26 protein-coding genes are annotated in these 22,322 nt (G+C 70.0%); 15 read left to right on the top strand and 11 right to left on the bottom strand.

Going from position 1 to position 22,322, the window contains the following annotated elements; all coding sequences use genetic code 11:
- The first annotated feature begins 146 nt into the window (after window positions 1-146).
- Window positions 147-749 carry a TetR/AcrR family transcriptional regulator gene (locus tag AB0O82_RS24370; protein WP_363586060.1) on the top strand — a complete coding sequence of 201 codons (603 nt, stop codon included), beginning with the start codon at window positions 147-149 and terminating at the stop codon, window positions 747-749.
- Window positions 750-1,129: 380 nt separating this feature from the next.
- Here the strand turns inward: AB0O82_RS24370 and AB0O82_RS24375 are convergent, their stop codons facing one another.
- Window positions 1,130-1,588: a winged helix DNA-binding protein gene (locus AB0O82_RS24375; protein WP_363586061.1), complete on the bottom strand. Its 459-nt coding sequence runs from the start codon at window positions 1,586-1,588 to the stop codon at window positions 1,130-1,132.
- Window positions 1,581-2,336: an alpha/beta hydrolase gene (locus AB0O82_RS24380; protein WP_363586062.1), complete on the bottom strand. Its 756-nt coding sequence runs from the start codon at window positions 2,334-2,336 to the stop codon at window positions 1,581-1,583. The genes AB0O82_RS24375 and AB0O82_RS24380 overlap by 8 nt, the downstream gene beginning before the upstream one ends.
- A gap of 362 nt (window positions 2,337-2,698) precedes the next feature.
- Between AB0O82_RS24380 and AB0O82_RS24385 the strand changes: the two genes are divergently transcribed.
- Window positions 2,699-3,328: a DUF4389 domain-containing protein gene (locus AB0O82_RS24385; RefSeq protein WP_363586063.1), complete on the top strand. Its 630-nt coding sequence runs from the start codon at window positions 2,699-2,701 to the stop codon at window positions 3,326-3,328.
- On the opposite strand, the gene AB0O82_RS24390 is transcribed toward AB0O82_RS24385, so the two are convergent.
- A complete protein-coding gene (locus tag AB0O82_RS24390; protein WP_363586064.1) occupies window positions 3,295-3,645 on the bottom strand; it encodes a beta/gamma crystallin domain-containing protein in 351 nt (116 codons plus the stop codon). The two genes, AB0O82_RS24385 and AB0O82_RS24390, sit on opposite strands and share 34 nt — an antisense overlap.
- A gap of 932 nt (window positions 3,646-4,577) precedes the next feature.
- Here AB0O82_RS24390 and AB0O82_RS24395 point away from each other — a divergent pair.
- The 5 genes from AB0O82_RS24395 to AB0O82_RS24415 all read left to right on the top strand — a co-directional run bounded on the left by AB0O82_RS24395 (window position 4,578) and on the right by AB0O82_RS24415 (window position 8,080).
- A complete protein-coding gene (locus AB0O82_RS24395) occupies window positions 4,578-5,066 on the top strand; it encodes an Imm21 family immunity protein (RefSeq protein ID WP_363586065.1) in 489 nt (162 codons plus the stop codon).
- 145 nt (window positions 5,067-5,211) lie between these two features.
- A complete protein-coding gene (locus AB0O82_RS24400; RefSeq protein ID WP_363586066.1) occupies window positions 5,212-5,457 on the top strand; it encodes a hypothetical protein in 246 nt (81 codons plus the stop codon).
- Window positions 5,458-5,766: 309 nt separating this feature from the next.
- On the top strand, window positions 5,767-5,925 hold the full coding sequence (locus AB0O82_RS24405) for a hypothetical protein (protein ID WP_363586067.1): 159 nt from the start codon (window positions 5,767-5,769) through the stop codon (window positions 5,923-5,925).
- A 241-nt stretch (window positions 5,926-6,166) separates the two neighbouring features.
- On the top strand, window positions 6,167-6,382 hold the full coding sequence (locus tag AB0O82_RS24410) for a hypothetical protein (protein WP_363586068.1): 216 nt from the start codon (window positions 6,167-6,169) through the stop codon (window positions 6,380-6,382).
- Between the two features lie 1,245 nt (window positions 6,383-7,627).
- Complete coding sequence (locus AB0O82_RS24415) at window positions 7,628-8,080, top strand: hypothetical protein (RefSeq protein WP_363586069.1); 453 nt, start codon at window positions 7,628-7,630, stop codon at window positions 8,078-8,080.
- Between the two features lie 909 nt (window positions 8,081-8,989).
- Here the strand turns inward: AB0O82_RS24415 and AB0O82_RS24420 are convergent.
- A complete protein-coding gene (locus tag AB0O82_RS24420; protein ID WP_363586070.1) occupies window positions 8,990-9,418 on the bottom strand; it encodes a hypothetical protein in 429 nt (142 codons plus the stop codon).
- A 512-nt stretch (window positions 9,419-9,930) separates the two neighbouring features.
- Here AB0O82_RS24420 and AB0O82_RS24425 point away from each other — a divergent pair.
- Entirely contained in the window at window positions 9,931-10,842 is a 912-nt protein-coding gene (locus tag AB0O82_RS24425) for an aminoglycoside phosphotransferase family protein (protein ID WP_363586071.1), read from the top strand.
- A gap of 295 nt (window positions 10,843-11,137) precedes the next feature.
- Window positions 11,138-11,353 carry a hypothetical protein gene (locus AB0O82_RS24430; protein ID WP_363586072.1) on the top strand — a complete coding sequence of 72 codons (216 nt, stop codon included), beginning with the start codon at window positions 11,138-11,140 and terminating at the stop codon, window positions 11,351-11,353.
- A gap of 184 nt (window positions 11,354-11,537) precedes the next feature.
- Here AB0O82_RS24430 and AB0O82_RS24435 read toward each other — a convergent pair whose 3' ends face one another.
- On the bottom strand, window positions 11,538-12,155 hold the full coding sequence (locus tag AB0O82_RS24435) for a TetR/AcrR family transcriptional regulator C-terminal domain-containing protein (protein ID WP_363586073.1): 618 nt from the start codon (window positions 12,153-12,155) through the stop codon (window positions 11,538-11,540).
- Window positions 12,156-12,221: 66 nt separating this feature from the next.
- Here AB0O82_RS24435 and AB0O82_RS24440 point away from each other — a divergent pair, with 66 nt between their 5' ends.
- Complete coding sequence (locus AB0O82_RS24440; RefSeq protein ID WP_363586074.1) at window positions 12,222-13,484, top strand: beta-ketoacyl-[acyl-carrier-protein] synthase family protein; 1,263 nt, start codon at window positions 12,222-12,224, stop codon at window positions 13,482-13,484.
- Between the two features lie 210 nt (window positions 13,485-13,694).
- Complete coding sequence (locus tag AB0O82_RS24445) at window positions 13,695-14,420, top strand: hypothetical protein (protein WP_363586075.1); 726 nt, start codon at window positions 13,695-13,697, stop codon at window positions 14,418-14,420.
- Between the two features lie 729 nt (window positions 14,421-15,149).
- Here AB0O82_RS24445 and AB0O82_RS24450 read toward each other — a convergent pair.
- Both AB0O82_RS24450 and AB0O82_RS24455 read right to left on the bottom strand, forming a co-directional pair.
- The gene (locus AB0O82_RS24450) at window positions 15,150-15,662 is read right to left on the bottom strand and encodes a hypothetical protein (protein WP_363586076.1); all 513 of its coding nucleotides are present in this window, start codon (window positions 15,660-15,662) and stop codon (window positions 15,150-15,152) included.
- A gap of 664 nt (window positions 15,663-16,326) precedes the next feature.
- Window positions 16,327-16,530 (bottom strand): cold-shock protein, encoded by a 204-nt coding sequence (locus AB0O82_RS24455; protein WP_363586077.1) that lies wholly within the window; start codon window positions 16,528-16,530, stop codon window positions 16,327-16,329.
- Between the two features lie 285 nt (window positions 16,531-16,815).
- Here AB0O82_RS24455 and AB0O82_RS24460 point away from each other — a divergent pair, with 285 nt between their 5' ends.
- Entirely contained in the window at window positions 16,816-17,091 is a 276-nt protein-coding gene (locus AB0O82_RS24460) for a hypothetical protein (RefSeq protein WP_363586078.1), read from the top strand.
- 233 nt (window positions 17,092-17,324) lie between these two features.
- Here the strand turns inward: AB0O82_RS24460 and AB0O82_RS24465 are convergent, their stop codons facing one another.
- Entirely contained in the window at window positions 17,325-17,549 is a 225-nt protein-coding gene (locus AB0O82_RS24465; RefSeq protein ID WP_363586079.1) for a hypothetical protein, read from the bottom strand.
- Window positions 17,550-17,659: 110 nt separating this feature from the next.
- On the opposite strand from AB0O82_RS24465, the gene AB0O82_RS24470 reads away from it, so the two are divergent.
- A complete protein-coding gene (locus AB0O82_RS24470) occupies window positions 17,660-17,995 on the top strand; it encodes a hypothetical protein (RefSeq protein WP_363586080.1) in 336 nt (111 codons plus the stop codon).
- Window positions 17,996-19,728: 1,733 nt separating this feature from the next.
- On the opposite strand, the gene AB0O82_RS24475 is transcribed toward AB0O82_RS24470, so the two are convergent.
- Window positions 19,729-20,055, bottom strand: coding sequence for a hypothetical protein (locus AB0O82_RS24475; protein WP_363586081.1), 327 nt, complete (start codon window positions 20,053-20,055; stop codon window positions 19,729-19,731).
- 60 nt (window positions 20,056-20,115) lie between these two features.
- Here AB0O82_RS24475 and AB0O82_RS24480 point away from each other — a divergent pair, with 60 nt between their 5' ends.
- Entirely contained in the window at window positions 20,116-20,955 is an 840-nt protein-coding gene (locus AB0O82_RS24480) for an IS5 family transposase (protein ID WP_363586082.1), read from the top strand.
- 392 nt (window positions 20,956-21,347) lie between these two features.
- On the opposite strand, the gene AB0O82_RS24485 is transcribed toward AB0O82_RS24480, so the two are convergent.
- Both AB0O82_RS24485 and AB0O82_RS24490 read right to left on the bottom strand, forming a co-directional pair.
- Window positions 21,348-21,611 carry a hypothetical protein gene (locus AB0O82_RS24485; RefSeq protein WP_363586083.1) on the bottom strand — a complete coding sequence of 88 codons (264 nt, stop codon included), beginning with the start codon at window positions 21,609-21,611 and terminating at the stop codon, window positions 21,348-21,350.
- On the bottom strand, window positions 21,604-21,903 hold the full coding sequence (locus AB0O82_RS24490) for a hypothetical protein (RefSeq protein WP_363586084.1): 300 nt from the start codon (window positions 21,901-21,903) through the stop codon (window positions 21,604-21,606). The genes AB0O82_RS24485 and AB0O82_RS24490 overlap by 8 nt, the downstream gene beginning before the upstream one ends.
- 135 nt (window positions 21,904-22,038) lie before the next feature.
- On the opposite strand from AB0O82_RS24490, the gene AB0O82_RS24495 reads away from it, so the two are divergent.
- Window positions 22,039-22,254, top strand: coding sequence for a hypothetical protein (locus tag AB0O82_RS24495; RefSeq protein WP_363586085.1), 216 nt, complete (start codon window positions 22,039-22,041; stop codon window positions 22,252-22,254).
- Window positions 22,255-22,322 lie beyond the last annotated feature (68 nt).

Raw genomic sequence — 22,322 nt, forward strand, 5'->3', positions numbered from 1 at the left:
GTTCACGGGAACGGGCAGCACAGCCTCCCGGCCTCCTTCCGGCCCGGGCTTGTCCACCCGTGGCCCGCCCCCGCACCAAACAGAGCAGGGATTCTGCAGAGTCCCCTCTGCAAGCAGAACGTCAATTCTTCTTGACGGAGGGCGCGGTGCCACGGCTCACCGACGCACGCAAGGAACTCCGGCGCACCCAGATCACCGAGGCCGCCGTAGGCTGCTTCAGCCGCGACGGCCTGGAGCGGACCTCGATCGCCGACATCACGGCCGAGTCCGGCCTCTCGACCGGCTCGATCTACGCCCACTACCGCAGCAAGGACGACCTGGTCCGGGCCTCCGCCCACGCGCTGCTCGCCAAACGCGCTGAAGCCCTCGGCCAGTACGCCGCGAGCGACAGCCCGCCCGACCCCGACGAACTGCTCGCCCGCCTGATCGCCACGATCGACCCCGCCGAGGCCCGGGTCGGCGTGCAGACCTGGGGCGAGGCGACCACCAACCCGGCCATCCGCGCCATCGTCGCCGACACGGTCGACCGGATGCGCGCCATGGTGCTCGACTGCGTCACAGCCCACCCTGGCCAAGGCCGAAGACCCCGCCCCGGCCCGCGCGACGACCGGCTGACCACCGCGGAGAAGGAGGAACTGCGGTCCGCCGCAGCGGTGACCGTGGTGACGGCGTTGAGGACTTCGGGGGCGGTGAGGTGGACGGTGTTGACCGGTCGGGTGGCGTGCTGGTCGAGCGGGGTGAGCCGGTAGGTGGTGGTGCCGGTGAACGGGCCGAAGTCGCCGTCCGCGGTCAGAAGGTTCGGGGGGGGCGTACGCGGTGATGCGGAAGTGCTCCTCGGCCGGGCGCGGGAGCGTGCGGGTCCGGCGGTAGGTCGTGTCGGCCCCGATCGGTCCCGGGGAGGCCTGCTCGGTGGTGTCGAGTGCGTAGTTCCAGCGCGGGAGGTTTTCGGGCCTTGCGGGGTGGGCGTGCGAGGTGGGCGTGCGGGGTGGGCGAAGACCTCGCTGACGGGCGCGTCGACGGTCGGGGTGTTCTCGAACCGCATGGTCGTTCCTTCCCCGGCGCGCGGTCGGCCGGTCCTGTGCGGCCGTGCGGTCCCGTGCGGGCCGTGGCGTCGGTCGGGGGCGGGGTGTCAGTCGAGGGCGAGGCGTTTGTTGAGGGCCTCGCCCGAGGGCAGGGGGTCGATGAAGTTGTGCAGGAACGTGAGCATCGCGTCGATGTCCAGGCCCTGACAGGCGGTGTCCATCGCGGCGTAGAGGGACTCCTCGATCCCGGCGACGGCGGTGGCCAGGCGTTCGCCCTCGGGGGTGAGGCTGAGCTGGAGGTAGCGGCGGTCCGCGGCGTCGGTGCGGCGCTCGACCAGCCCGGCCGCGACGACGCGTTCGACCAGCCGGCTGGGGTTGGTGCCGCTCTCGCACACCAGGAGTTGCCCGAGCCCGTTGAGGCTCAAGGTGCCGTGCTGCTGGAGCAGGCGCAGCACCTCGGCCTGTGACGGGGTGATGCCGTGCGGTTTGAGGGCCTGGATCAGCAGCCGGTTGCCTTCGCGCTGGGCCGCCAGGATCGCGAACCGCAGGTGTTCGGCCTTACGCATCGGCGTCTCGCCGGGTGGTCGGCACGGTGGCGAGGAAGTCGTTGACCGCGGCGGCATAGGTGGCCGGGTGGGAGAAGCGGAACATGTGGCCGGTGCGCGGCAGCACGACCTCCCGGGCGTCGGGGATGCCCGCGAGCATGACCTTGGAGGCGTTCTCGCCGATCAGTACGTCGTGGGAGGGGGTCAGGATCAGGGCCGGGACCTGGACCCGGCCCAGCGCGTCGACGTAGTCGGCGGTGAGGACGGCCCGCAGGCGGGCGCCGAAGGAGACGGCGGGGGTGTTGGCGAGGAACAGTTCGCGGCTGCGCGCCTGGCTCCAGGGCACCTGGCCCTCGCCGTCGAACGGGGAGGTGAGGCGGTGGGCGTGGGCGCGCAGTGTCAGCTGCCGGTAGAGCGGCCCGCGGGCCCTGCCGATCGCCTGCATCAGGGCCTTCCACGGCTTCGAGTCGACCGGGTTGGCCGCGAAGCCGCCGGACGCGACCAGGGCGCGCAGGCCCCGCGGGCGGCGGGTCGCCAGTGCGAGGGCGATGTTCGCGCCGAAGGAGTCGCCGACCAGCACGTAGTCGTCCAGGTCCGCGATCGCGCTCTCGACGTGGTCGGCGTAGCGCTCGATGTCGTCGACGCCCTCGGGCAGGCGCAGCGTCCGTTTGGGTGCCTCGCCGTAGGGGGCCAGTTGCTCGGCGCTCCACGGGGCGCCGGAGAAGCAGGGGATGAAGACGAGGGTCGGATTCTTCTCTGAAGTGCTCATATCAGACACATTACACGACACATGTGTCGTGGCATATGTGGTCCAGGTCATCTTCCTGGTCTGTTTTCCCTGGACTCGCCCGGCCTCGGGAGCGGTGCGAGCCTCCCTGGCACGCGGAAGGCGGTCACCAGACCGCGGGGCGCCTCGAAGGCATCGATCCAGCGTCCTTCGGCGCCGTCGCCGCGATCATCGCCACGGCCCCGGTCGGCTGCCCGCGCGGCACCACCCGCTCCCTGGTCTCTCGGGGGGTCCGACACCGGGACCATCGCGCCCGACCCGCCGGCCGCATCGTCCGGTCGGCCACCGGGGGTGCCGGGACACGGTCGCGGCGCGGACGGCGGCGGGACGGCGGTCTTCTTCCGATGGAGCCACTGGAGTTGCATGTCGGTCAGTTCTGCAGGGAGCACCACCGAGGGACAGGGGGGTGTCCGGGAACGCTGTCGGAGGCCTCGATCGCGCAGGGCCTGGCGTACGGGGGCTGGCGGACGGCGTCGTTCGTGGTCTGGCTCGTGGTCCTGGCCCTCGGCCGGATGTCACAGCCGCTGTACGAGGCGACGGCCGCGGTCCTGCGCTACCGGATGCGCCACACCATCTACCTGACGATGCTTTCGTCGGCCTACCCCGAGCGCCTGTTCGGCGAGGAGCCGGGCAGCGAACCGGAGGGCCCGGCGTCGGGCACCCGTCCGCTGGTCCTGGTCGGTGCCGGGCGCGGCCTGCTCGTCCTCTTCCTCCTGCTCGGCCTGGCCTCCTGGGCGACGGGGTCGGTCGCCGCCTCGGTGAACTCGGACGACGACGGCAACGACGAGTTCGTCAACCCCACCCAGCGCGTCCTCGCGCCCCTCGTCCCGGGCCCCGCCGACCGCGTGCCACGGGGCCCGCCCGCGACGGCTCCGCCGAGGGACGGCCCCCCGTGGGGGGCCGGTCACAGGGGCACGGCCTCCTGTGACCGGCCGGTGGTTCAGTTGATGTGGAGCGTCGTGATGGTGCCGTAGTTCTTGGTGATGGCCTGGTTCTTGCCGAAGGTGTGGCGGTAGAGGGAGCCGTCGCCGGGCTCGTACTCGAAGTACCCGGCGTTGTTGCCGCTGCTGAAACTCGTGACCGACCTCTGGTCGATCCAGATGTCGCCGGCGTTCGCGAAGCACCTCCTGAAACCGGTGCCGTTGTCGTTGGTGATGCCGATGGTGAAGTAGTCGCTGGCGAACAGGCATTCGGCGAAGTTGACTTCGTTGGTCGCGTGGGCGGGCACGGTGCCGACGGCCAGAGCCATCATGGCGACCCCGGCGGCCACGGCGATTCGTCGCTTCAGCATGACGCAAACTCCCTGGTGTGTGAGGTGGGGCATGCGAGTCGAACTGAAGGGACACTAACAAGAGGTGTTCAGGTCACAACCTGGTGTAACGATTTTCGGACATCATTCCATTTCCCGGGACTTTTGCCGGACTTTGCTGAGCTGAATTCCGCACCTGTCGCACCTGCCACACCTGCCACACCTGTCACCTGTCACACGGACCCGCATGGCCGTCCGGGCCGCGCCGATCCCTCGGCGCGGGGTGCGGGTCGCGTGTCGGGGGCCTGGTCCTTTGTCTGGCCACCGGAGCTGATCCTGCCGACACCGGATGAAGGGGAGGACCCGCCCGCACGACCACCCGGTCGGACTCTCGCACCCTGCGGTGTCCCACCGTCGCCGGACGCCGCGCCGCCGCCACGCTTCCGGCCCGGACCGAACCCGCCGCGCTGCGCCCGGACCACCCGAGGACACCGGCGGCGTACTGCGAGCACGTGCTCGACGTCGCCGTCAGCGCTGGCCTCGTCCTGGCGGAGAACACGGGCGAGAAGGTCCCGGCCGAGGAGCAGACGGCCCGATGACCGTCGCGCTCGACAAAGCCGCTGCCCAGACCGGGCGTCTTCGTTCGGGCCGGCCGGGTAGGTGTCCCGCGTCGATGTGATCAGCTAGGTGGATGGGGGTGGCCTGCGGGGCCGTGCCGCTTTCGGCCGCTGGTTTTGCTCTGCTGTCGGAAGTTTCGGGCGCTGACCGGGGCGGCGCTGGTGCGGCTGTGCGGGCGGGAGCGCCTGCACGACCTGCTCCTCCAGGAAGGCGGCGGCGGGCCGTTGCGTATACGGACCTGCTCGCCGTGCTGCGCCCGGGCGCGTGGATCGTGAGCGATCGCCTGGTACACGCGGGTCGTGTGGCCCACCTGCCCGCGCACCGTCAGTCCCCTCTGACGTGCGGGGATCCCCCGTATGTTGACCGTGGAGCAGGGCTGGCTGGACGGGACCGACTCGGGGCTGTTCGTGCTGTGTCCCGAGACGGTCGCCGAGGGGTGGACGGGCTGCGACGAGGCCTTGTTGGAGGCCGCTGCGGACTACGCGGCCGCCTACCCGGTGCCCGGGCACGGGGACGTGCTGGTGTTGGGCGGGGAGCCGCTGCTGGTCGGGTGGCCGGCCGAGGAACGGATGTTCGTCAGGCCGCTCCACTTCGACTGCGCGGACGACGTCCGGCCGCTGGTGCGCGAGGCGCTGCGGTCGGGGGTGTGGGAGGACGGGCCGTTCCTCGACCTGACCGCCGGGCGGTACCTGCTCACGGACGTCTTCTACGACGGTGAGGCCGTCCTCGAGCGCGGCGAGTACCTGACCGTCGAGCTCCCGCCCGGGCGCTACCTGGTCCAGTCGCTGAAGGCCGAGCCCGACAGGCGGGCGCAGTTCCATCTGGAGCGCCTGCTGCCACGGTGAGCGGACGCCCGGGGCTCTGTGCGGAGACGGGCGGCCCTGAAGTCCGGGGCCGGTGCGGGCACTGGGGCGGTGCCGCTCCCGGCCCACCGGGCGGTCGTCACCGGCCTGGAGGCGAAACTCGGTCCACCGCACGCCGGACGAGCTGATGGCCCGCGCCCTGGCCCATGCCGGCCCCGAACACGACGACTGGTTCGCGTCGTTGTTCCGGGTCGCCGAGCCGCAGAGCCAGGACAGGTTCGGCTGGGCCCGCGCGGTCGCGGAGGAGGCCGAGGACGGCGGCGAGCTCGATCGCCGGCGCTTCGCGTTCGACGTGATCAACTTCCTCGGCTTCGGCTTCGGCTTCGATGCCGACAACGACGACGAGTCGCCGTTCACCCGGGAGGCCGCATAGTTCCTCCGGCCCCAGCTGGACACCGAGTAGGACCCGTACGCCCTGCACACCGTCATCGCGGCCTTCACCGGCTACTGCTCCCGCGAGGAGCTCGCGGCCGTCCTGGCCCACGCCGACCACCCGGACCCGGGTGTTCGCCACTGCGTCGCTCTGGCGTTCCCCGCCCTCCTGGGCGACCGGCCCGACACGCTCGCCGTCCTTTTCTGCGCCTGGTCGACGACCCTGCTTCCGTCACCCGGTCCGCTTCACAGCTTCACTCACTTCCCCCTCGGCACCCGCGTCCTGCTGGACATCCCTGCTCTGCGCGCCGTGCTGGCGGCCCACCTCACCGACCCCCACTTCGACGCCCGCCTCGAAGCCGCCGCAGCCCTGGCCCTGCGCGGCGACGAACGCGGCACGCCGATCCTCGACGAGATCCGCCGCGGCAGCGGTACCGCTGCTCCCGCCCGCGCGGGCCGCCTCGCCTGAAACCGACCATCACCGGCGCCCCGCTGGCTTTTCCTGGGGGAAACCTACCAACCGCAGGTCATCGGGCGGCGGTTTCCGCCCCCAGGGACCCACCGTGGGTCGGGGCACGGCACCTCCAGATCGGGCTTTAGGAGACTGGGGCCCGGGTAAAGGCTTTCCTGATGAGCGAGTTTCTCGGCGGACCGAGGTACACAGCACCTGCTCAGGGGGATGGCCATGGGATTTGATCCATGCATGGCGTATGCAAAAGCTTGTTTCGGACGCCAGGATGCCCTTTGACCGGGGCGATACCGACTTCGCCGCTGTTTTTGATATCGACGGCCCCGGCGTGACGATGAAGAAGATCCGCAAAGAGATCGACTTGAGCGTCAGAGCAGTGGAGGCAGCCGGCTGGCCGTGCATCGGGGTTCGGTCGTTCCTCGCGGAGATCCAGATCGGCTTCATCCGGGGAGACTGAGCGGCGAGCAGACGCCGACACGGTGCGGCCCGCTCGCCGGCCATCGCGGCCGATCAGGCCGACGCTCTCGCCCACGCCGCCCACGCGCCGGCATGCCGCTGAAGTCAACGCCCGTACGGCCGAATTGAGGCTCGTGTCCCCGAAGTCGAGGGCACCGCGAAGCTGACGTCCCGGGAACCGGCCGCCCGTCAGGTCGCCCGGATGATCCTCGACGCCACCTCCTTGGGCCGGCCGGGAAGTCGCCGACTGTATCGGGGACCGACGCGCACGGCGGGTCTGTTCGTGATGCCCAGTCACCATTTCGCGGTGACGGAACCCGGGACCACCTGCCTGCCTGGCCGGTCGGGTCCGGGGTGTGGCGATCTCGCGGCCGGCGGTTACCGTCCGGGTTCCAAGGCCGCAGGGCCGGCCCGGTGCGGACGCAGGACGGTTGTGCGCGGGTGGATCGCTTCATGATCACCCGCCCCCGGGACGCCGGTACCAGCGGGCACCAGGTCCCGCCGGCGCCACCGGGCCGGAAATTCTTCGGCACGATCCCGTACTGTTAACCCTCCAGAGCCATCCATGACAGGAAGATTTCCCGTTCCGCGCGTCGATGCCGCCACCGCAAGGGGTTCCTGTGCGGCGAGACCTGCCCGACCGCGCCCGCGTCGCGTGCGGGGCGGCGACCGCTTCTCCCACAGCGTCGCCCAGCCCTCCTCCTACTCCACCGGTTCCTCGGAGCGTCGCTTCCTCGTCCGACCAGCGGCAGTAGCTCATGAAGCAGGCGGTCCGTGAGGGACCAGAGGATGTGACCTGCGGATTTTCGGCGGGACCAGCCAGGGTGACCGGCGGCCCGGTACCCGTCCGCGTTCTCCCCTCGTCATATCTCGATCCGTCGTTTCCACCAGGGAAGGTCACCCGGTGCGAACGGGTCGTTGACTGTCCGGGCGAGGATGCGTTCGTCGAGAGGTCCGAGTTCTCTGCGCAGTTCTCGGCGGGCCCGGGTCCGCAGGGCCCGAACGGCCCGTTCCAGCAGGGTCCTGACGTGGTAGTACCCGCTTCGCAGGTCCGTATCGTCGTATCCGTACCACGCCGCCAGGTCGCGGCGCGGGCGCGTGCCGGCGGGAAAGGCCGGACACCGTCCGGTCGGCCTCGGCTGGCCGGTAATCCATCACCGCGCAGCCGCGGAAGGAAGTCTGTCCGGTGGACGGGGGCTGGGTACTCCTCGACTCACCGTTGTGACGGCGCGTAGCGTGACAGACCATGAGATCGTTGATCCGCCGCGCGTGGTTCCTCCCGTTGACCGGCGCCCTGGCCGCACTGCTGGCGCTGGTTCTCAGCACGGTCGCGGCACTGTCGCAGTGGCGGACGGCGAGCCGCATCGACGCCGCACCGTTACGGGTGGACGCGACCATCACCGCTGCTGTGGCCATGAAGGGCGGAACGAGGTACACGCTCACCTACCGGGTTGCCGACCGCGACTACAGCACCGACTCCCTCACGCCGCACGGCGTCAGGTCACCGGGCATCGGTGCGACGGTCCCGCTGGAGGTCGCAGCCGACGACCCCGAGGCCTCACGCGTCACCGGCAGCCATTACCCCGACGACGCCCTCCAGCCCACGATGATCCTCGTGGCCACCGCCGCCGTTGCCGGCCTCGCCATCTCCCTGCGCTTCCTCCACACGGCCACCAGACGCAACCGCCCGAGCCCCTGAACCAACCCCGTCCTGGCTGTTCCGCGGCGGCTGCGTGGCCTGTCCCGGCTCGCTTTGTCCCCTGGGGCGGGGGCGCTTGTTCGCTGGTCTGGTCTGCCATCGGTGACCGCCCTGGCTGCCGTGGGCCGGCCCGGTAGGGACGCAGGACAGTCGTGCGCGGGTGGATCGCCTCATGACTGCCCATCCCCGGGTCGCCGATACCAGCGGCCATCAGCCCCGTCAGCGCTGCTGGACCGGAAATTCTTCGGCGTGCTCCCGCCCGGATGACCCCTTGAAGCCATCCACGACAGGAGGATTTCCCGTTTCGCGCGTCGCGCCATCGGGGCCGCCCGGTGCCGCGTGGCCTGCCCGGCTGCGCCCCGACCGACCGGGCCTTGTTCCCGCAGTCCTCCCGCCGTCCCCGGCCGTGCCCCCGTCGTTGTGGCAGGCGTCGGCCGTCCCATCCTGCTGCGCCCCGGGGATGACGTCGTCCCGATCGCTGCTCTCTTCGGCGCCGCCGCCCGCAGCCTGTTGTCGGGGTTCTCTTGTCGGTCGTCGTCACCGCCCCGCCTCGGGGGTGGTGAGAGCCTGTTCGCCGCCCCGGTCTGTCGTCGGTGACCGCCTGCCCCGGTCTGCCCCGCTCGGGCCCGCTCCCGGCCTGGCTGCCGCACTGTCGTCCCCCGGCCGGATGAGGCAAAAAGGGGGGGACTGCCCGGGGCCGAGCTGTTCGGGCCTGCTGTGCCCGCGTGGTCGTCGTGCCCGTCATGGCCAGGATGGTGGCGAGCCCGGTGTCCCCGCCTGCCCGCCTGCCCGCCCCGCTGCCCTGCCGCCCCGCATCGCCGACTGTCGTCGCGGTCGCCTCCTCCCCGCCTCGTGCCCTCGCGGGCCGGGTTGACGGCCCGTCGGCGGGTGGTCGGATTGTTGGTGCGGTCAGGGGCTCGGGGGAGTGTGTTCCGGGCCCCGCCGGGGTGGAAGGCTGGGGCGGCCTCGGGGCGCGGTGTCGGTGAGGTGGCGGTGGGCGGCGTGGAGGTGTTCAGCGGCTTGGCGCAGATGGTGGCAGGCCATGGAGGGAGAGACCGCGCTGTAGGGGCGGAGCCATCGTTCGGCGGCGTGGACGCGGGCGAGGGCGGCGGTGAGGGCCTGGTGGGCCGGCCGCATCGAGGGGATCTCGGCGACTTCGTCCGCGGTTCGGGCGAGCAGGACGGCGAGGTCCTCGGTGTCGGGCCACGCGCCGTCGGTGAAGTCGTGGCCCCACAGGGCCAGTCGGGCCGCGCATATCCCGACCCAGGCCTCCAGCCGGTCTTCCCAGGACGGCGGCCTGGCGGGCGGGGGCGGGGGCGGGTTCGCAATGATCGGCACCCGAACATGATCCGCCCACGGGCCACGGTTGCGTGGCCGTTTCACCGGAACCTGTTGACGACCTGTTGCACAACCCCACCCGGTACCGCCCAGGGCCGGGAGACGGTCAGGGAACTGTTCCCGGGTGCAGAGGGGGCGGGAGACGGGCCAGGAGTGCTTCCGGCGGCCGCCCGCCCGGGCCGCACACGGGCCAGGACGAGGTGGTCCCTCCCGTGGGCCGGGGATACGGCCGACGGGCGGCACAAGCACCTCCGCACAGGTACACCCGTCCTGGATCCGTACGGGAGTTCTCCGGCCCTCGGCGTGAACTGACCTGACAGGCAAGGGCATCCGGTGCGTAGGATCTCCTGTCGACCCGACCGCCCCTGCGGACGCACCGCACCGCACCGCACCTCGCCGATAGGCGCGCCGCACCCGCAGTGCACCGCAACCGCACCACATCGATCAGCGAGGAACGGGCCCGACGACAAGGCCTGGACCAGACCGTAACGGAGACGCCGGATGGAGACGCCGTGACTTCCGGAAGCTCGCAGCAACACCGCCTGACACAGGTACCCGAATCCCTTCGGGCCTTCGGCCGCTGGCAGCACGAGGGCGAAGCGGGCCGCCGGTGGCTGGCGGCCCTGCCGGACACCGTCGCCCAATGGTGCGACCGCTGGAACCTGAAGGTCGACGGGCCACCCATGCACGGCTACAACAGCCTCGTCGTGCCGGTCCGCCGGGGCGGCGAGCCACTGGCACTGAAAGTCACGTGGCCCGACCAGCAGATGCAGGAACAGGTACTCGCCCTGCGCCTGTGGAACGGCCACGGCGCGGTCCGCCTGCTCGACACCGACACCACGGCGGGCGTCATGCTGCTGCAACGCCTCGACCACACCCGTCCACTGCGCGACGCGCCACTGACACAGGCCGTCCCCGTGATCGGGACACTGCTACGGCGGCTGGCCATCGAGCCACCCGACGGCCTGCGCACGACGGCAGACATCGCTGCGGGCCACCGACGAGAACTCCCCGCCCAGTGGGAGGAACTCGGCCGCCCGATACCCCGACACACACTCGACCACGCACTGGACCTGGCCGAGGAACTGTCCCACGACGACTACACCGTCCTGGTCAACAACGACCTCCACTACGACCAGGTCCTGCGCACCCCCGACGGACACTGGTCGGTCGTCGACCCGCTGATCGTGCGCGGCGTCCTCGAATACCAGGTCGCACCCCTGCTGTGGAGCCGGTTCGACGAACTCGGCCCCTCGCGCGTCCAGTGGTGCATCGACGCCCTGACCGACGCCGCGGACCTCGACCCCGACCGCGCCCGCAAATGGGCACTACTGCGAGCCGTCGAGTACTGGATATGGGGCCTGCGCGCCGGCTTCACCGAGGACCCGGTGCGCTGCGCCCGGATCGTGGAAGCACTCACCTGACCCCCGCCCCGTCGCGCAGAACGGTAACGGTCAGCGTCAGTCGAGACCGGGCGCCGTGAACCGGCAAGCCTGCCGGACGGGCCCGGGGGAGTCCGGGTGCGGTGGTTTGCGCAGGCGGATCGGGGTGAGAAGAGGGCCGCCCGTGCCCCGCCCCGCCCGCGCCCCGGTTCGCCACCGCCCCAACTGCTGTGAGGCGGTGGCGAGCCGGGTGAACTGGCCTGGTGACCGGCACGGCGGCCCCTTCGGCTGCCCGGACGCACTGATTCGGTTCAGTGCCGGACTCCAGGAACGCGGGTTGATCATCCATGACGGTGGCGCATCGGGCATCGCGGTCGGCTTCTGCCCTTGGCGTGGACAGGGCCTTCCCGAGTCGCAGCGGGATCGCCGGTCCGGCGAACTGGAGCGTCGCGGGGTCGATCCGTGGGAGGAGGAGGTTCCTGCCGAGTTCCAGCACGGGGGCTGGCTCGCTTCGCTACGTCAGGAGGGACGACAGCCGTTGATCCACTTCTGAAACAGGCCGGGCTGTTGCCGGCGAGCAGGTTCTTGACGCCTTGCCCCAGCCGCAACGGGGTTCGTCGGCGACGGCGAACATGCCGGCCGCGAACGTGCCGGCCGCGACAGGGCCGCGTTCGCACGACAGGGCCGCCTTCGGACGGGAACCGCGTTCGTCGTCGCCACAGGCCCGTTCGACCGGGCTAGCCGTGTTCGGTTTCGTCGTGGATGGTCAGTGCTCCGGCAAGGTCGAGGTCGGCGACAGTGCCGTGTGCCCCGGCGCGGACGAGCAGCACTGCGCCGAGCGCGGTGCTCCAGAACGTCCTGGCCTCCACGTCGAGCGGTCGACGGACCCTCCAGCCGCGACCGTCGACGAGCTGGCTCACGAAGCGCTGGGATTGCCGGAACAGCAACTGGAGGTGCCGGTCGACCACAGGGGCGAGTTCGGGCTTGGAGATCCCGGCGGCGAGTGCTCGCGCGACCGATGGGAGCGAGGGCATGGCCAGTACGGCGCGGGCGATGTTGCGCCGAAACGTCGCCGCATCGGGGGCTTGGCGACCGATGCGCTCGATCCGTCGGGCGTCGTGCAGCAAGCCGAGAAAGGCGGCGTGCACGAGCAGCGAGTCCTTGGAGCCGAAGTGGTAGGTGACCTGGTTGGGGAAGGCGCCTGCCGCGTTCGCGATCTCCGCGACGCTCACCTCGGCGCCGGGCCGCTCCTTGCAGAGCCGTGCGGTTGCCTCGATCAGCTGGCGTCTGGTCGCGCGACCGCGGTCACGCGACCGGGCCGGCGTTGGTCGGGCTTCGGTTCGCTTCTTCTCCACACCCGAATTGTATGTGATACAACTAGGCCCGTTCGCTTGTATCACATACAAGAAAGGTTGAAGGGCATGCACAGGACTGAAGTCGTCGTCACCGGACTCGGCGCGATCACACCACTCGGCGCAGACGTGGAGTCCACCTGGAAAGCCCTGCTCGCCGGCGGGTCGGGCATCCGCGGCGGCGCCCTGCGCGGCCACAAGGACGCCGGCCTTCCCGACACCGCCGCAGGGACGATGGCGATCGACCCCGCCCAGTCGCTGCCGCCGGCGCAGGCCAGGCGGCTCGACCGCTCACAGCAGGCAGCCTTCACCGCAGCGGCCGAAGCCTGGGCCGACGCCGGCGCCCCGCAGGTCGACCCGGACCGGCTCGCATCAGCGATCGGCACGGGCATCGGGGGCGTCCGAACGCTACTGAAGGAAGACGACGTACTGGAGACGGCCGGGACACGGCGCGTCTCACCACGCACGGTACCGATGCTCATGCCCAACGCGGCAGCGGCGCTGATCAGCATCGAATACGGCGCACGGGCCGGGGCCTACACACCTGTCTCGGCATGCTCCTCCGGCGCCGAGGCGATCGCCCTGGGGGCCAGACTCATCCGTGCCGGCGAGGCGGACGTGGTCATCGCGGGCGGGACCGAGGCCGCGATCACCCCGATCACCGTCGCCGGCTTCGCCCAGGCGCAAGCACTGTCGCGGTACACCGCCGAACCCGCCTCGGCGTCCCGGCCGTTCGCCGCGGACCGCAGCGGATTCGTCCTCAGCGAAGGCGCCGCCGTCGTGGTACTCGAAAGCGCCGAGCATGCCAGCCGCCGACGCGCACACGTCCACGCCGTGCTCGCGGGAGCCGGCATCGCCGCCGACGCCCACCACATCACGGCACCCGCTCCCGACGGCTCCGGCCAGGTCTCCGCCATGCGCAAGGCCCTCGTCCAAGCCGGTTTGACTCCCGAGCAGATCAGCCACATCAACGCCCACGCCACCGGAACCCCGGCCGGCGACACCGCCGAGGCACACGCGATCAGAAAGGTCTTCGGCCGCGCCACCGTCACAGCCCCCAAGGCGGCACTCGGCCACCTCTTCGGCGCGGCCGGTGCGATAGAGGCGCTCATCGCCGTCCTCAGCGTGGAACACGGCGTCATCCCGCCGACCCGCAACCTCACCGCAGCCGGCATCGGACCCGACATCGACCTCGATGTCGCCACAGCACGACGAGACATCCCCCAGGAGGCCGTACTCAGCAACTCATTCGGCTTCGGCGGACAGAACGTCTCACTCATCGTCACCCGCGCACAACACCACACATCCCGCACCGCCTCGACGACACCATGACCCACGCGAACCCACCACTGCCCCCACAGGGCCGCTACCGCGTGATCGAACATTGCAAGACCCGTCCGATCACACATATCACCCGCAGGGACGGGGACTTCCTGAGCAACGGCGCCGAAACGGGTGAACCGGCACCCGCGACACGTCGAACACGGGTTGACTGACCGAAGCTCGACGCCACACCATCAGCCGAACACGACACCGGCCGACGTGGTCACACACATTGAGGAGATGCGGCACGCCCACAAGCGGCCGGCCCCTCGCAACGCCCACGAGCGACGAGATTGTGACCTCGCGCCGCAAAGGCAAGAGCAAGCGCCGCGCAGCCCGGGCCCGTGGTGGGCGCGCTACACGATCCACCTGACGATCCTCGGCGGTGTCTTCCTCGCGGTGTTCCTGACCTGGATCACCGGGACCAGGGAGCGGCCGGTGGGTGCGGCGGGATACGTCCGGTGGGCGGTCGCGGTGGCCATCGGGTTCGGCCTGGCAGGGACCAGCGCCGACTCGATGTGGAAGACAACCGAACCCGTCCACGTGTCGGCGACGGAGATCGCGCCGCACTACTACACCGTGAACGAGACGATCGACCTGATGCGCCACCGCCGCAAGCAGCAGGACCAGGTCTGGCCGTGGAACACGTTCGGCCACGTGCGGAGCCTGCCCCACGGATCGGTCATCGCGATCACGGACCAGGGACCGGACATCCGGCTGCCGCTCATCGGCCTCAAGATGGAACGCAAACTTGTCCAGGTCACGGCCACCGACGACCTCGACGCCCTCCACGCCGACCTGCGCCGCAGCGGTGCGCAGTACCTCGCGCTCGATCCGTCCAACTGGCGGGACGGCGAGATCGCCAAGGCGGTCAACACGGACCCCGCCCGGTTCCACCTGACCAGCGGGAAAGACCCGGTCCGCGTCTACGCCGTCAACGGCTAAATGTGCACCCGCCGAAGCCTCGTCGGGATCTTCTGCTTGAGCCGTTCATAGGGCGCCTGGCCGCCGAGAGCTCCGCGCGGGCGGTGGTAGTCGCCGGAGTCCTCCCGCTCTCGGAGATTGTTACGCCATTCCCCTCGTAGCTGGAGTCGCGACCAGCGGCGCCGTCGAAGGCGTTGTTGGCGCCTCCTGGAATCGGCTCTGCCCGCGCCTCCGTGAAAGCGGTCTGTGGGCGCTACTGCTGCCGCACCTCAGCGTGGGCTCCTGCCTCGAGGAGTTCACGTACGGCGCACCTGTAGCGCCACGATGCCCCGCCAGCCCGCGAGCCAGGTCTCCGTCCCTTCCCCTTCGGTCTTCCCCACCCCCGGCCGGGCGCGCCTGCTGCCCTCCCGCTCCGCCGGGTACGGTTGGCTACCGGGCCGCCGTCGCGGCCTGCCGCATCGCCCGGGTGGGCCGCGGAGTGCTCCGCCCCCGCAGGTCGCAGCCCTATTCCCGGGCGGGAGACAGGTCTAGCATTCCCGCCACGGTGGTCCCGCCACAGCACCACCAGGGCGCCGAGCAGAGCAGCAGCGCCGTGACCCCGGCGCTGCTGGCCTCCCACCGGCCGGGCCCGCACGGAACGCACCCCCGAGGTTCCCGGGCGCGGCCGTGCTGCGCCTCGCCGCGACCCGGGGGCCGCCAGGTGGCAGGCGTGCGCTGGAGAGACCGGGTGGTTCAGCCGCCCAGCGCTAGCTAGTCCTGCTGGGCCCCCTCGGAACCACCCTCGCTCGCACCACCGACCTTGCCGCCGACGAAGACCACGCTCAGTGCGAGAGCGGCCGCACCGGCGGCTGCCACCACCTTCATCCCTGTCCCCAGGAACTGCTTGCTCTCGCTGTCCTTCTCAGACACTTGCCGCACGTTCCGGTCGAGACGGTCGTGGAGGGCCTCCCGCTGCTCCCAGCTGAGGTCGTCCCGACCGAGGTCGGCCCGCAGGGCGTCCCGCTGGTCCTGCGAAGCCCGGTAGAAGTGCTCCTGGCTGTTCTCGTTGGCCGCGAGCGTGGACTTGTGGGCCTCCTTGACCGCATCGATGTCGGCCTTGCCCAGGTCCTTGAAGGCGGGGAACTGCTCGATGAGCTTGAGCCGTACCCCGGTGGCCATCTCAGGCATCGCGGCCGCGAACTTGAGCACCTTGTTCTTGGACATGCTCCGCCAGGTCTCGATCCCCAACTTCCGTTTGACCGCTGCCTCGTCCGCGCTGCCCATGCCCTGACTCCGTCCGCCGTCCCCTGACGTCTCCCGGATCCTAGCGGTGCCCATCGCCAGGCAGCGGCGCGGTGCCGGGGGAGCCGGAGTACTGCCGGGCGACCCCGGGCGAGGCCTTGCCGTCCTTGGGGAACCCGGTTGTCGTCCACGGCCGACAACTCGGCCCGCACCGCCCGCCGCGCCAGGCGGGTCCGCATGTCCTCGACCGGCCAGGTCGAGGACAGAAAAGCAGCGTGCAGCGCTGCGCATCCGCTCGGCCAGCACCAGGACGGCGGTGCGCACCTGCTCCACCGACTCGCGCAGCGCACCGGTCAGCTGCCGCGCCCTACAGGTGCGGGCCGCCGACCCCCGCCACCCCGGCCTGCCACGGCGGGTGCCGGGCGTGGACGTCGTACGTCGACCTGGGTGCCAGCGCCTGGCGCCTGTTCTGGACCTACGACCACCTCGACGCCGACGGTCACCAGGGCGACGCCGAGAGGGATGGCACGGTCACCGTGTTGATGGTCGGTCCGCACCTGTAGCGCCAGGACGCCCCGCCGACCCGGGCCCGGCGTGGCGCCTCGCCGCCCAGCTGCTGCGCCGCGTGCCGGCTGACCGGCACGACCAGGTCCGAGCATGACGAACGCCCCGCACCAGACCGGTACGGGGCGTCGTGCTGCGAACGTCAGGCGGGGCGGATGTGCTCGGCCTGGGGGCCCTTCTGGCCCTGGGTGACGTCGAAGGTCACCTTCTGGCCCTCCTGGAGCTCACGGAAGCCCTGCGAGTCGATGTTGGAGTAGTGGGCGAAGACGTCCGGGCCGCCGCCGTCCTGCTCGATGAAACCGAAGCCCTTCTCGGCGTTGAACCACTTCACGGTGCCGGTGGCCATGCTGCTGCTCCCTGGTCGGGGACGAGATACGCGCTGGTGCGTACCCCTGGGGTTGAGGTGATCGCCCTGGTCCTCCGACTGCCGGTGCTGCGGTACTTCGGATCCACGACTGCTAACTCAGACGGTACCCACGACAGCAGAGATCATGCAGCTGCTCCCCTGGGCCGGCGCAGGGACGTGTTCTGGCTGCCGTCGTCGCCGACGAAGCCCGTCAGCGCGACGAGCTGCGTGCGTTCCTGGAACAGTGGTGAACCCGGCGCCGACGGGCTGGGACGGCTGGGGCTCATGCCTTCGGCGTGCAAGGCCACCCGGACCTGCGCAACGAGTTCTACGAGCACGCGCGGTGCCGTCCTGGACACCGAAGCCCGCTCGCGGGCCACGATCGCCAAGCTGAAGAAGACCGTCGCCGCGAAGAACAAGGAGCTCAGCCAGCTCCGGGTCGACGTTCCCGCCATGGTCTGCGTGGTCAACCAGCTCACTCTGGAGAACCAGAGCCTGCGCGACGAACTCACGACCGATGGCCCCAACGTCGTGCCGTTCAAACGGCGCCCGCCCCGGTAGCGAACACCTGGGTGCAGGGAGGCCGAACGCGGTGGGCGCCTTTCGGACGAGGCGAGGTCACGAGCCGAGCCGGCCGAACCCAGGAGCTATCCGCATCGCCTCATCGTGCGACGGACCCGCGAGCGTTACGCCGCCGTCCAGGACCTCCTGCGGCACCGCATCCTGCACACTCGCTGACGACATCACCATCCGTCCATATTCACGCTTCCGGAGGCAGGGCCCAAGTTCACGTCCTACTTCGGCCAGGGGGCCTTGCCGAGGAAGAGAACATTCGGGGCCATCTTTTGGGAACCCCATACCTGTGCGGGCAAGTAACCGCTGGTATCCATGCCGATGCAGTCGTACGGCTTGAAAATGGAATAATTCTCCCCTTGAGCGCCGTCGAGATATCCGTGGACCAAGCGCCAGCCGAAGTCTCCGACGTCGAGGAGGGTGAACCAGTTGTGGGTGGGTGCCACCTTGGATTGGACCGCTGGCGCGCGATCACCGGCGCCCACCTGGTCGCCGTGGTCCGCGCCGGCGGCAGGTTCGAGAACAGCGCCCTGGTCGAGCGCACCGAGGTGGCGGCGTGACCGAGCTCCTCAGCCCTGGCAGCCACACAGCCGAGGTGGAACTGCAGATCGACCAGGTCACCATCGTGAACTCGGCTGAGGCCATGGCCACGGTGCGCTGCATCCTCGGCCCGGTCCGTCGCGGCGCCCGCTTCGACCACATCCGCGACTCGGCAGAAGCCATCGACCTGGAGCTGACGCAGATCCTCGCCTACTTCGGACGATCCGTCGACGAACTCGACCCCGTCCACACCGGGCTGGCGACTCTCCGGGGCACAGGAGTACAACTCCTGACCTCGGCTGCCCCGCACTCCGGCTGGCAGGCCATCCGGGGAACCAACCCGCGGCCATGACCAAGCCATCCACAGGTATTGACTATTGCTCGGGTTGAGCTCTGCCAACTCAGACGAGAGTTGAGACTCAGGCCCTGGTAGCGGCTGGCGGTGACCCGGCCGCCGTAATCGATGTACATCCCGCTGGGGGAATGGTCCAGGTAGGGTCCGTCAAACTGCCAGGTCAAGGTCGAACCGTCGTTCCAGGTCAGAATCTCGGTGCCCGACCCGAGGGAGTCCGACCCGTGAGGGCCGCCACAGGAGATGCCGGTGAAGCTGCCGGTGAACGAGGTCAGACCCTCGGCGGTGGACCCCGAACAGTTTCCGCCCACCTCGGCGTGGGTGACGACCTCGTCCTTCGGAACGTCATCCAGCCCGGGAAAGAACGTGCCGGTATCGACGCCGTCATCGCATGTCACCCCCGGTTCCGCGGCGTCCGCGCTGGTGGCGGCAGCGGGAAGAGTGAAGGCGACCGTGGCGAGAAGTACCGCAGCGACCGTGGCCCTACGCGCAGCAGGCATGAACGTCCATCCTTCGGGTGAGAGGTGTCGGGCGGCCGGCGCCACCTGCTGCCAGCCACGAAAGCACCGCGCCTACCGGACCACATCCGGCACGAACCATCCGGCCTACCCCCCTCCAAGCCCTCCCTGACGTGGGTCTCACCCGGTGAGCACACGCCCGCTCAAAGGACGTCTGGCCCTGCCGGTCGCGGTCCCGGGCTCGCACTGGGCGTTGGCGGAGTCTCGGCGAGCCTGGCCGGTGGCGAACCACTCTGTCCGGCGTCACTGGACCCTGACCGTTCGCCACTGAGCGTTGACGACCGGTAGTTTCCTGCCACTGGAGTTTGGCAGGGTGGGACTCGGCGGCTTGGAGGAGAGGGGACTCGCTATGAAGGCGGTAGATGATGACGAGGCCGCTGCGGCCCTGACGTACCTCGCTGTGATTCAGATTCGCGCTATGGCCCGGCGGCGACAGCCCTTCTACCAGTGGATGGGCGATGACTACGTCGTCTGCATCGGGTGGCTTGCCGACCTCGTGCACAACCTGGCAGGGCCTCGTGGGCGAACGAGGCTGTGGAGGCTCCGCCGGAAGCGGCGCCGCTGTATGGAATACACCTGGGCAGTGGCAGGGGAGACTGGCCGGAAGTGGATCATCGACAGTTTGGAGGCGGAAGGACTCGTGTGGGAACCGCCGTCGGACACGTGCCTCCCACGTGAGCGCGACAACCGCGCGTGAGAGCACGTCGTGCCCCAAACGGGATGCGGTCAAACTCACCCGGGGACGACACCGATGGCGCCAGTCAAGAAATGCCATGATCCCTGAGCTTGGCATCCCCGATCCGTCTCATGAAACCTGGCGAGCTGTTGAGCGGCGCGGAAGAGTGCAGTCGGCAGCCCGCTGACCTGCGGACTGCACTGTTTCGTGCGGTGGGCCGGGTGCCGTCGACCGCGCGGAAGGGCGCAAGCCGATGAGCAAGGTTCGACCCGCGCTGGCGGACGGGCGGTCCGCTGATGAGGCGGAAAGTCCGTTGACCAGCGGAGACGTTGGCGAAAGTCCAGCCGACTGCACTCTTCCGCGCGGCACTGAACTACCTACTGCACTGTTCCCTGCGGTACTGCACTCTTTGGTGCCGCTCGACACGAGCCTCAGCCCAGCACGAGCGCCACCGCCATGATCAGTGAGACTGGGCAGGCACGACCAGGCGACGGGACGCGCCATGCACGGACCCACGGCGCAGGTGAGGGCAGCAGCAGTCACACCCCACGGTCCCGAACCGGATAGAGCCTGACGTGCAAAACCCGCACCTCCCACCACGGATCGTCCGGAGCGGACACCAACGCGGTCACCAGCTCCCGCTTGTTCGGAGCGGGCAGCACCAACAGACCCAGGTCCTTTGCGGTGCGGGCCTGCACGCACCCCGGGCGCTCCAGCCGGTCGGGGCCGGCCTTCTCCCGCAGCTCCAGCTTCGAGCCCTCCTTCCCGCCGATCGAGCCCCGGCACGTCCAGCACGGGCGCAGCGCGGTGTTGGCCGTGCGGACGGCTTCCAGCTGCTCGAAGTCCGTCTGGTCTGTAGACGTCATGGAATCGCCCGATCAGCAGCGGAACGGCATCCTCCGGCTTGTTGCTGCTGACGCTGTGTCATGGCCCAGGGCAAGCCGTACCCCAGCGACCTGTCCGACACCCGATGGGCCCTGATAGAGCCGACTCTGACGGCCTGGAGAAAGGCCCGGCTCGACCGCAGGCCCACCGGACAGCCGGCGAAAGTCGACCTGCGCGACGTCTTCAACGCGATCCTCTACGTCAACCGAACCGGAATCCCCTGGAAATACCTTCCACACGACTTCCCCAACCACGGCACCGTCTACGCCTACTATGCCGCGTGGCGCGACGAGGGAATCTTCGCCCAGCTGAACTACGGTCTCACCGGACTGGCCCGGGTGAAGGAAGGCCGCAAGCCCGAGCCGACTGCCTCGGTGATCGACACCCAGAGTGTGAAGACCTCCACCAATGTGCCCGTGACCAGCCAGGGAACCGACGCCGCGAAGAAGATCGTCGGTCGGAAGCGGGGGATCCTCACTGACACGATCGGCCTGATCCTCGCCGTGGTCGTCACTGCCGCGAGCCTGTCCGAGAACGCCGTGGGAATACAGCTCCTTGATCAGGCCAAGAAGACCTGTCCGAGCATCTCCAAGAGTTGGGTCGACACCGGCTTCAAGAACGCCATGGTCGAGCATGGAGCCGGCCTCGGAATCGACGTCGAAGTCGTCCACCGGAAGTCCGACATCCCTGGATTCCATGTTGCGAAAAGGCGGTGGGTGGTCGAACGGAGTCTCGGGTGGATCATGCTGCGGCGGCGCCTCGCCCGCGACTACGAGACCCTCCCGGCCAGCTCCGAGGCCATGATCCACGTCGCCTCGATCGACAACCTCACCAAGCGCATAGCGGACGAAAGCACACCAACCTGGCGAGGAACCTACTAGGGCATAAGGTGCAATTAGCCCACACTAAACGCCCACTGAGGCCCGATCCGGTGTGCCGCCCGGAGACTACCGTCGTGCGGGTTCGCGCCGCCGTCTCCACCGCGTCGGCCCGCTGAATCCGGCGGCGGAACCGGAGAGCAGAACCTCCTCCGAGTCCCTGCGCCTGCCAGGGCAATCCCTGGACTGAAGGCCTGGAGGCCGTCACCCCGCAGGGTGACGGCCTCCAGTGCCTTCTTGGGGCCTTGGCAGGTTAACGCGCGCCTCGGACAGCAGCCCCGTCCGCGCGTCTTCTGGCTCCTGCCTCACGGCCGTGACCAGGAATCCGGCGGCCTCTCGGCCGTCCGCGCCAGCGATCGGCGCGAGGCAGGTTCGGGCGGCGAGGCGGCGGCCCGTCAGAGGGGAATGATGCGGGTGAGGTGTACGAGGTGGCTGTGAGTGTCGATGACGTACTCGGCCAGGCCGCGTCCGTGGGGGATCGGGAGTCGACGCCAGTCGCCGGCGCTGTCGCGGGCGCTGCTCTCCGGCAGCCATGGGTTCTCGGCGATCGCGACGATCGCGGAGAGCAGGTCGACCGGCAGGCCGGGATCGGACAGGGCGTCCTGGACGGCTTCGGACGGCAGGACCGGCCACAGGCCGTCCGGCTCTTCGTCACTCACCCGGCAGGTCCCCGCCCCGCTCACGGCGCAGCCGTAGGACGTCGGCCATGGTGGTGGGCAGGGTGGCGTTGCGGGCGGCGGCGATGATGCGGTCCTGGTCGGGGTCGGTGTCCATTTCGGCCTCGCACCACCAGCGGTTGAGGACCTGCTCGGCCTGGTCGATGGGGGCCTGGCCGAGTTCGCGGTAGAACTCAATCCGGCGCCCGCCCTGCAGGGCGGCGGTGATGCCGTCGGGGATGCGCGGCACTCGGGGCTGCGGTGGGTGGTGATGGTACATGGGTTGGAGGCTCATCGGGGTTCCTCCTGCCTCTGCCTCTCGGCACCACGGTATCGGGTGCCGGCCGGTCGCAGGGCCGCGCCCGCCATGGCCACTCCCGATCTCCACCGGCTGCGTCCGGGAGTTGGCTGGTCCTGCGAGACTGTCATCATGACCGCCAACCGCCGCAGCCTCGGGCTGCCCGCATTCTCCGAGCCCGCCGCCGACGCTCCCGCGCCTGCCCAGTCCGGCGGGCGCCAGCTGCTGCCAGTGGAGCAGGGCGCGGACTTCCGCCAGCCGCCTGGCGAGACCGCGCCAGCGCCCGCCCCGGCGCGGCGCCCGCTCGCCGCCGGCCTGACCTTCTCCGACCCGGACCGGCAGATTTGACCTGCTCCGACCATTCCACACAGCTCTGACCTGCGCAGGTTTCATAAACCGGACCAAGGCCGAGCCGC

It is taken from the genome of Kitasatospora sp. NPDC088264, assembly GCF_040685715.1.
In the GTDB taxonomy this organism is placed as follows: Bacteria; Actinomycetota; Actinomycetes; order Streptomycetales; family Streptomycetaceae; genus Kitasatospora.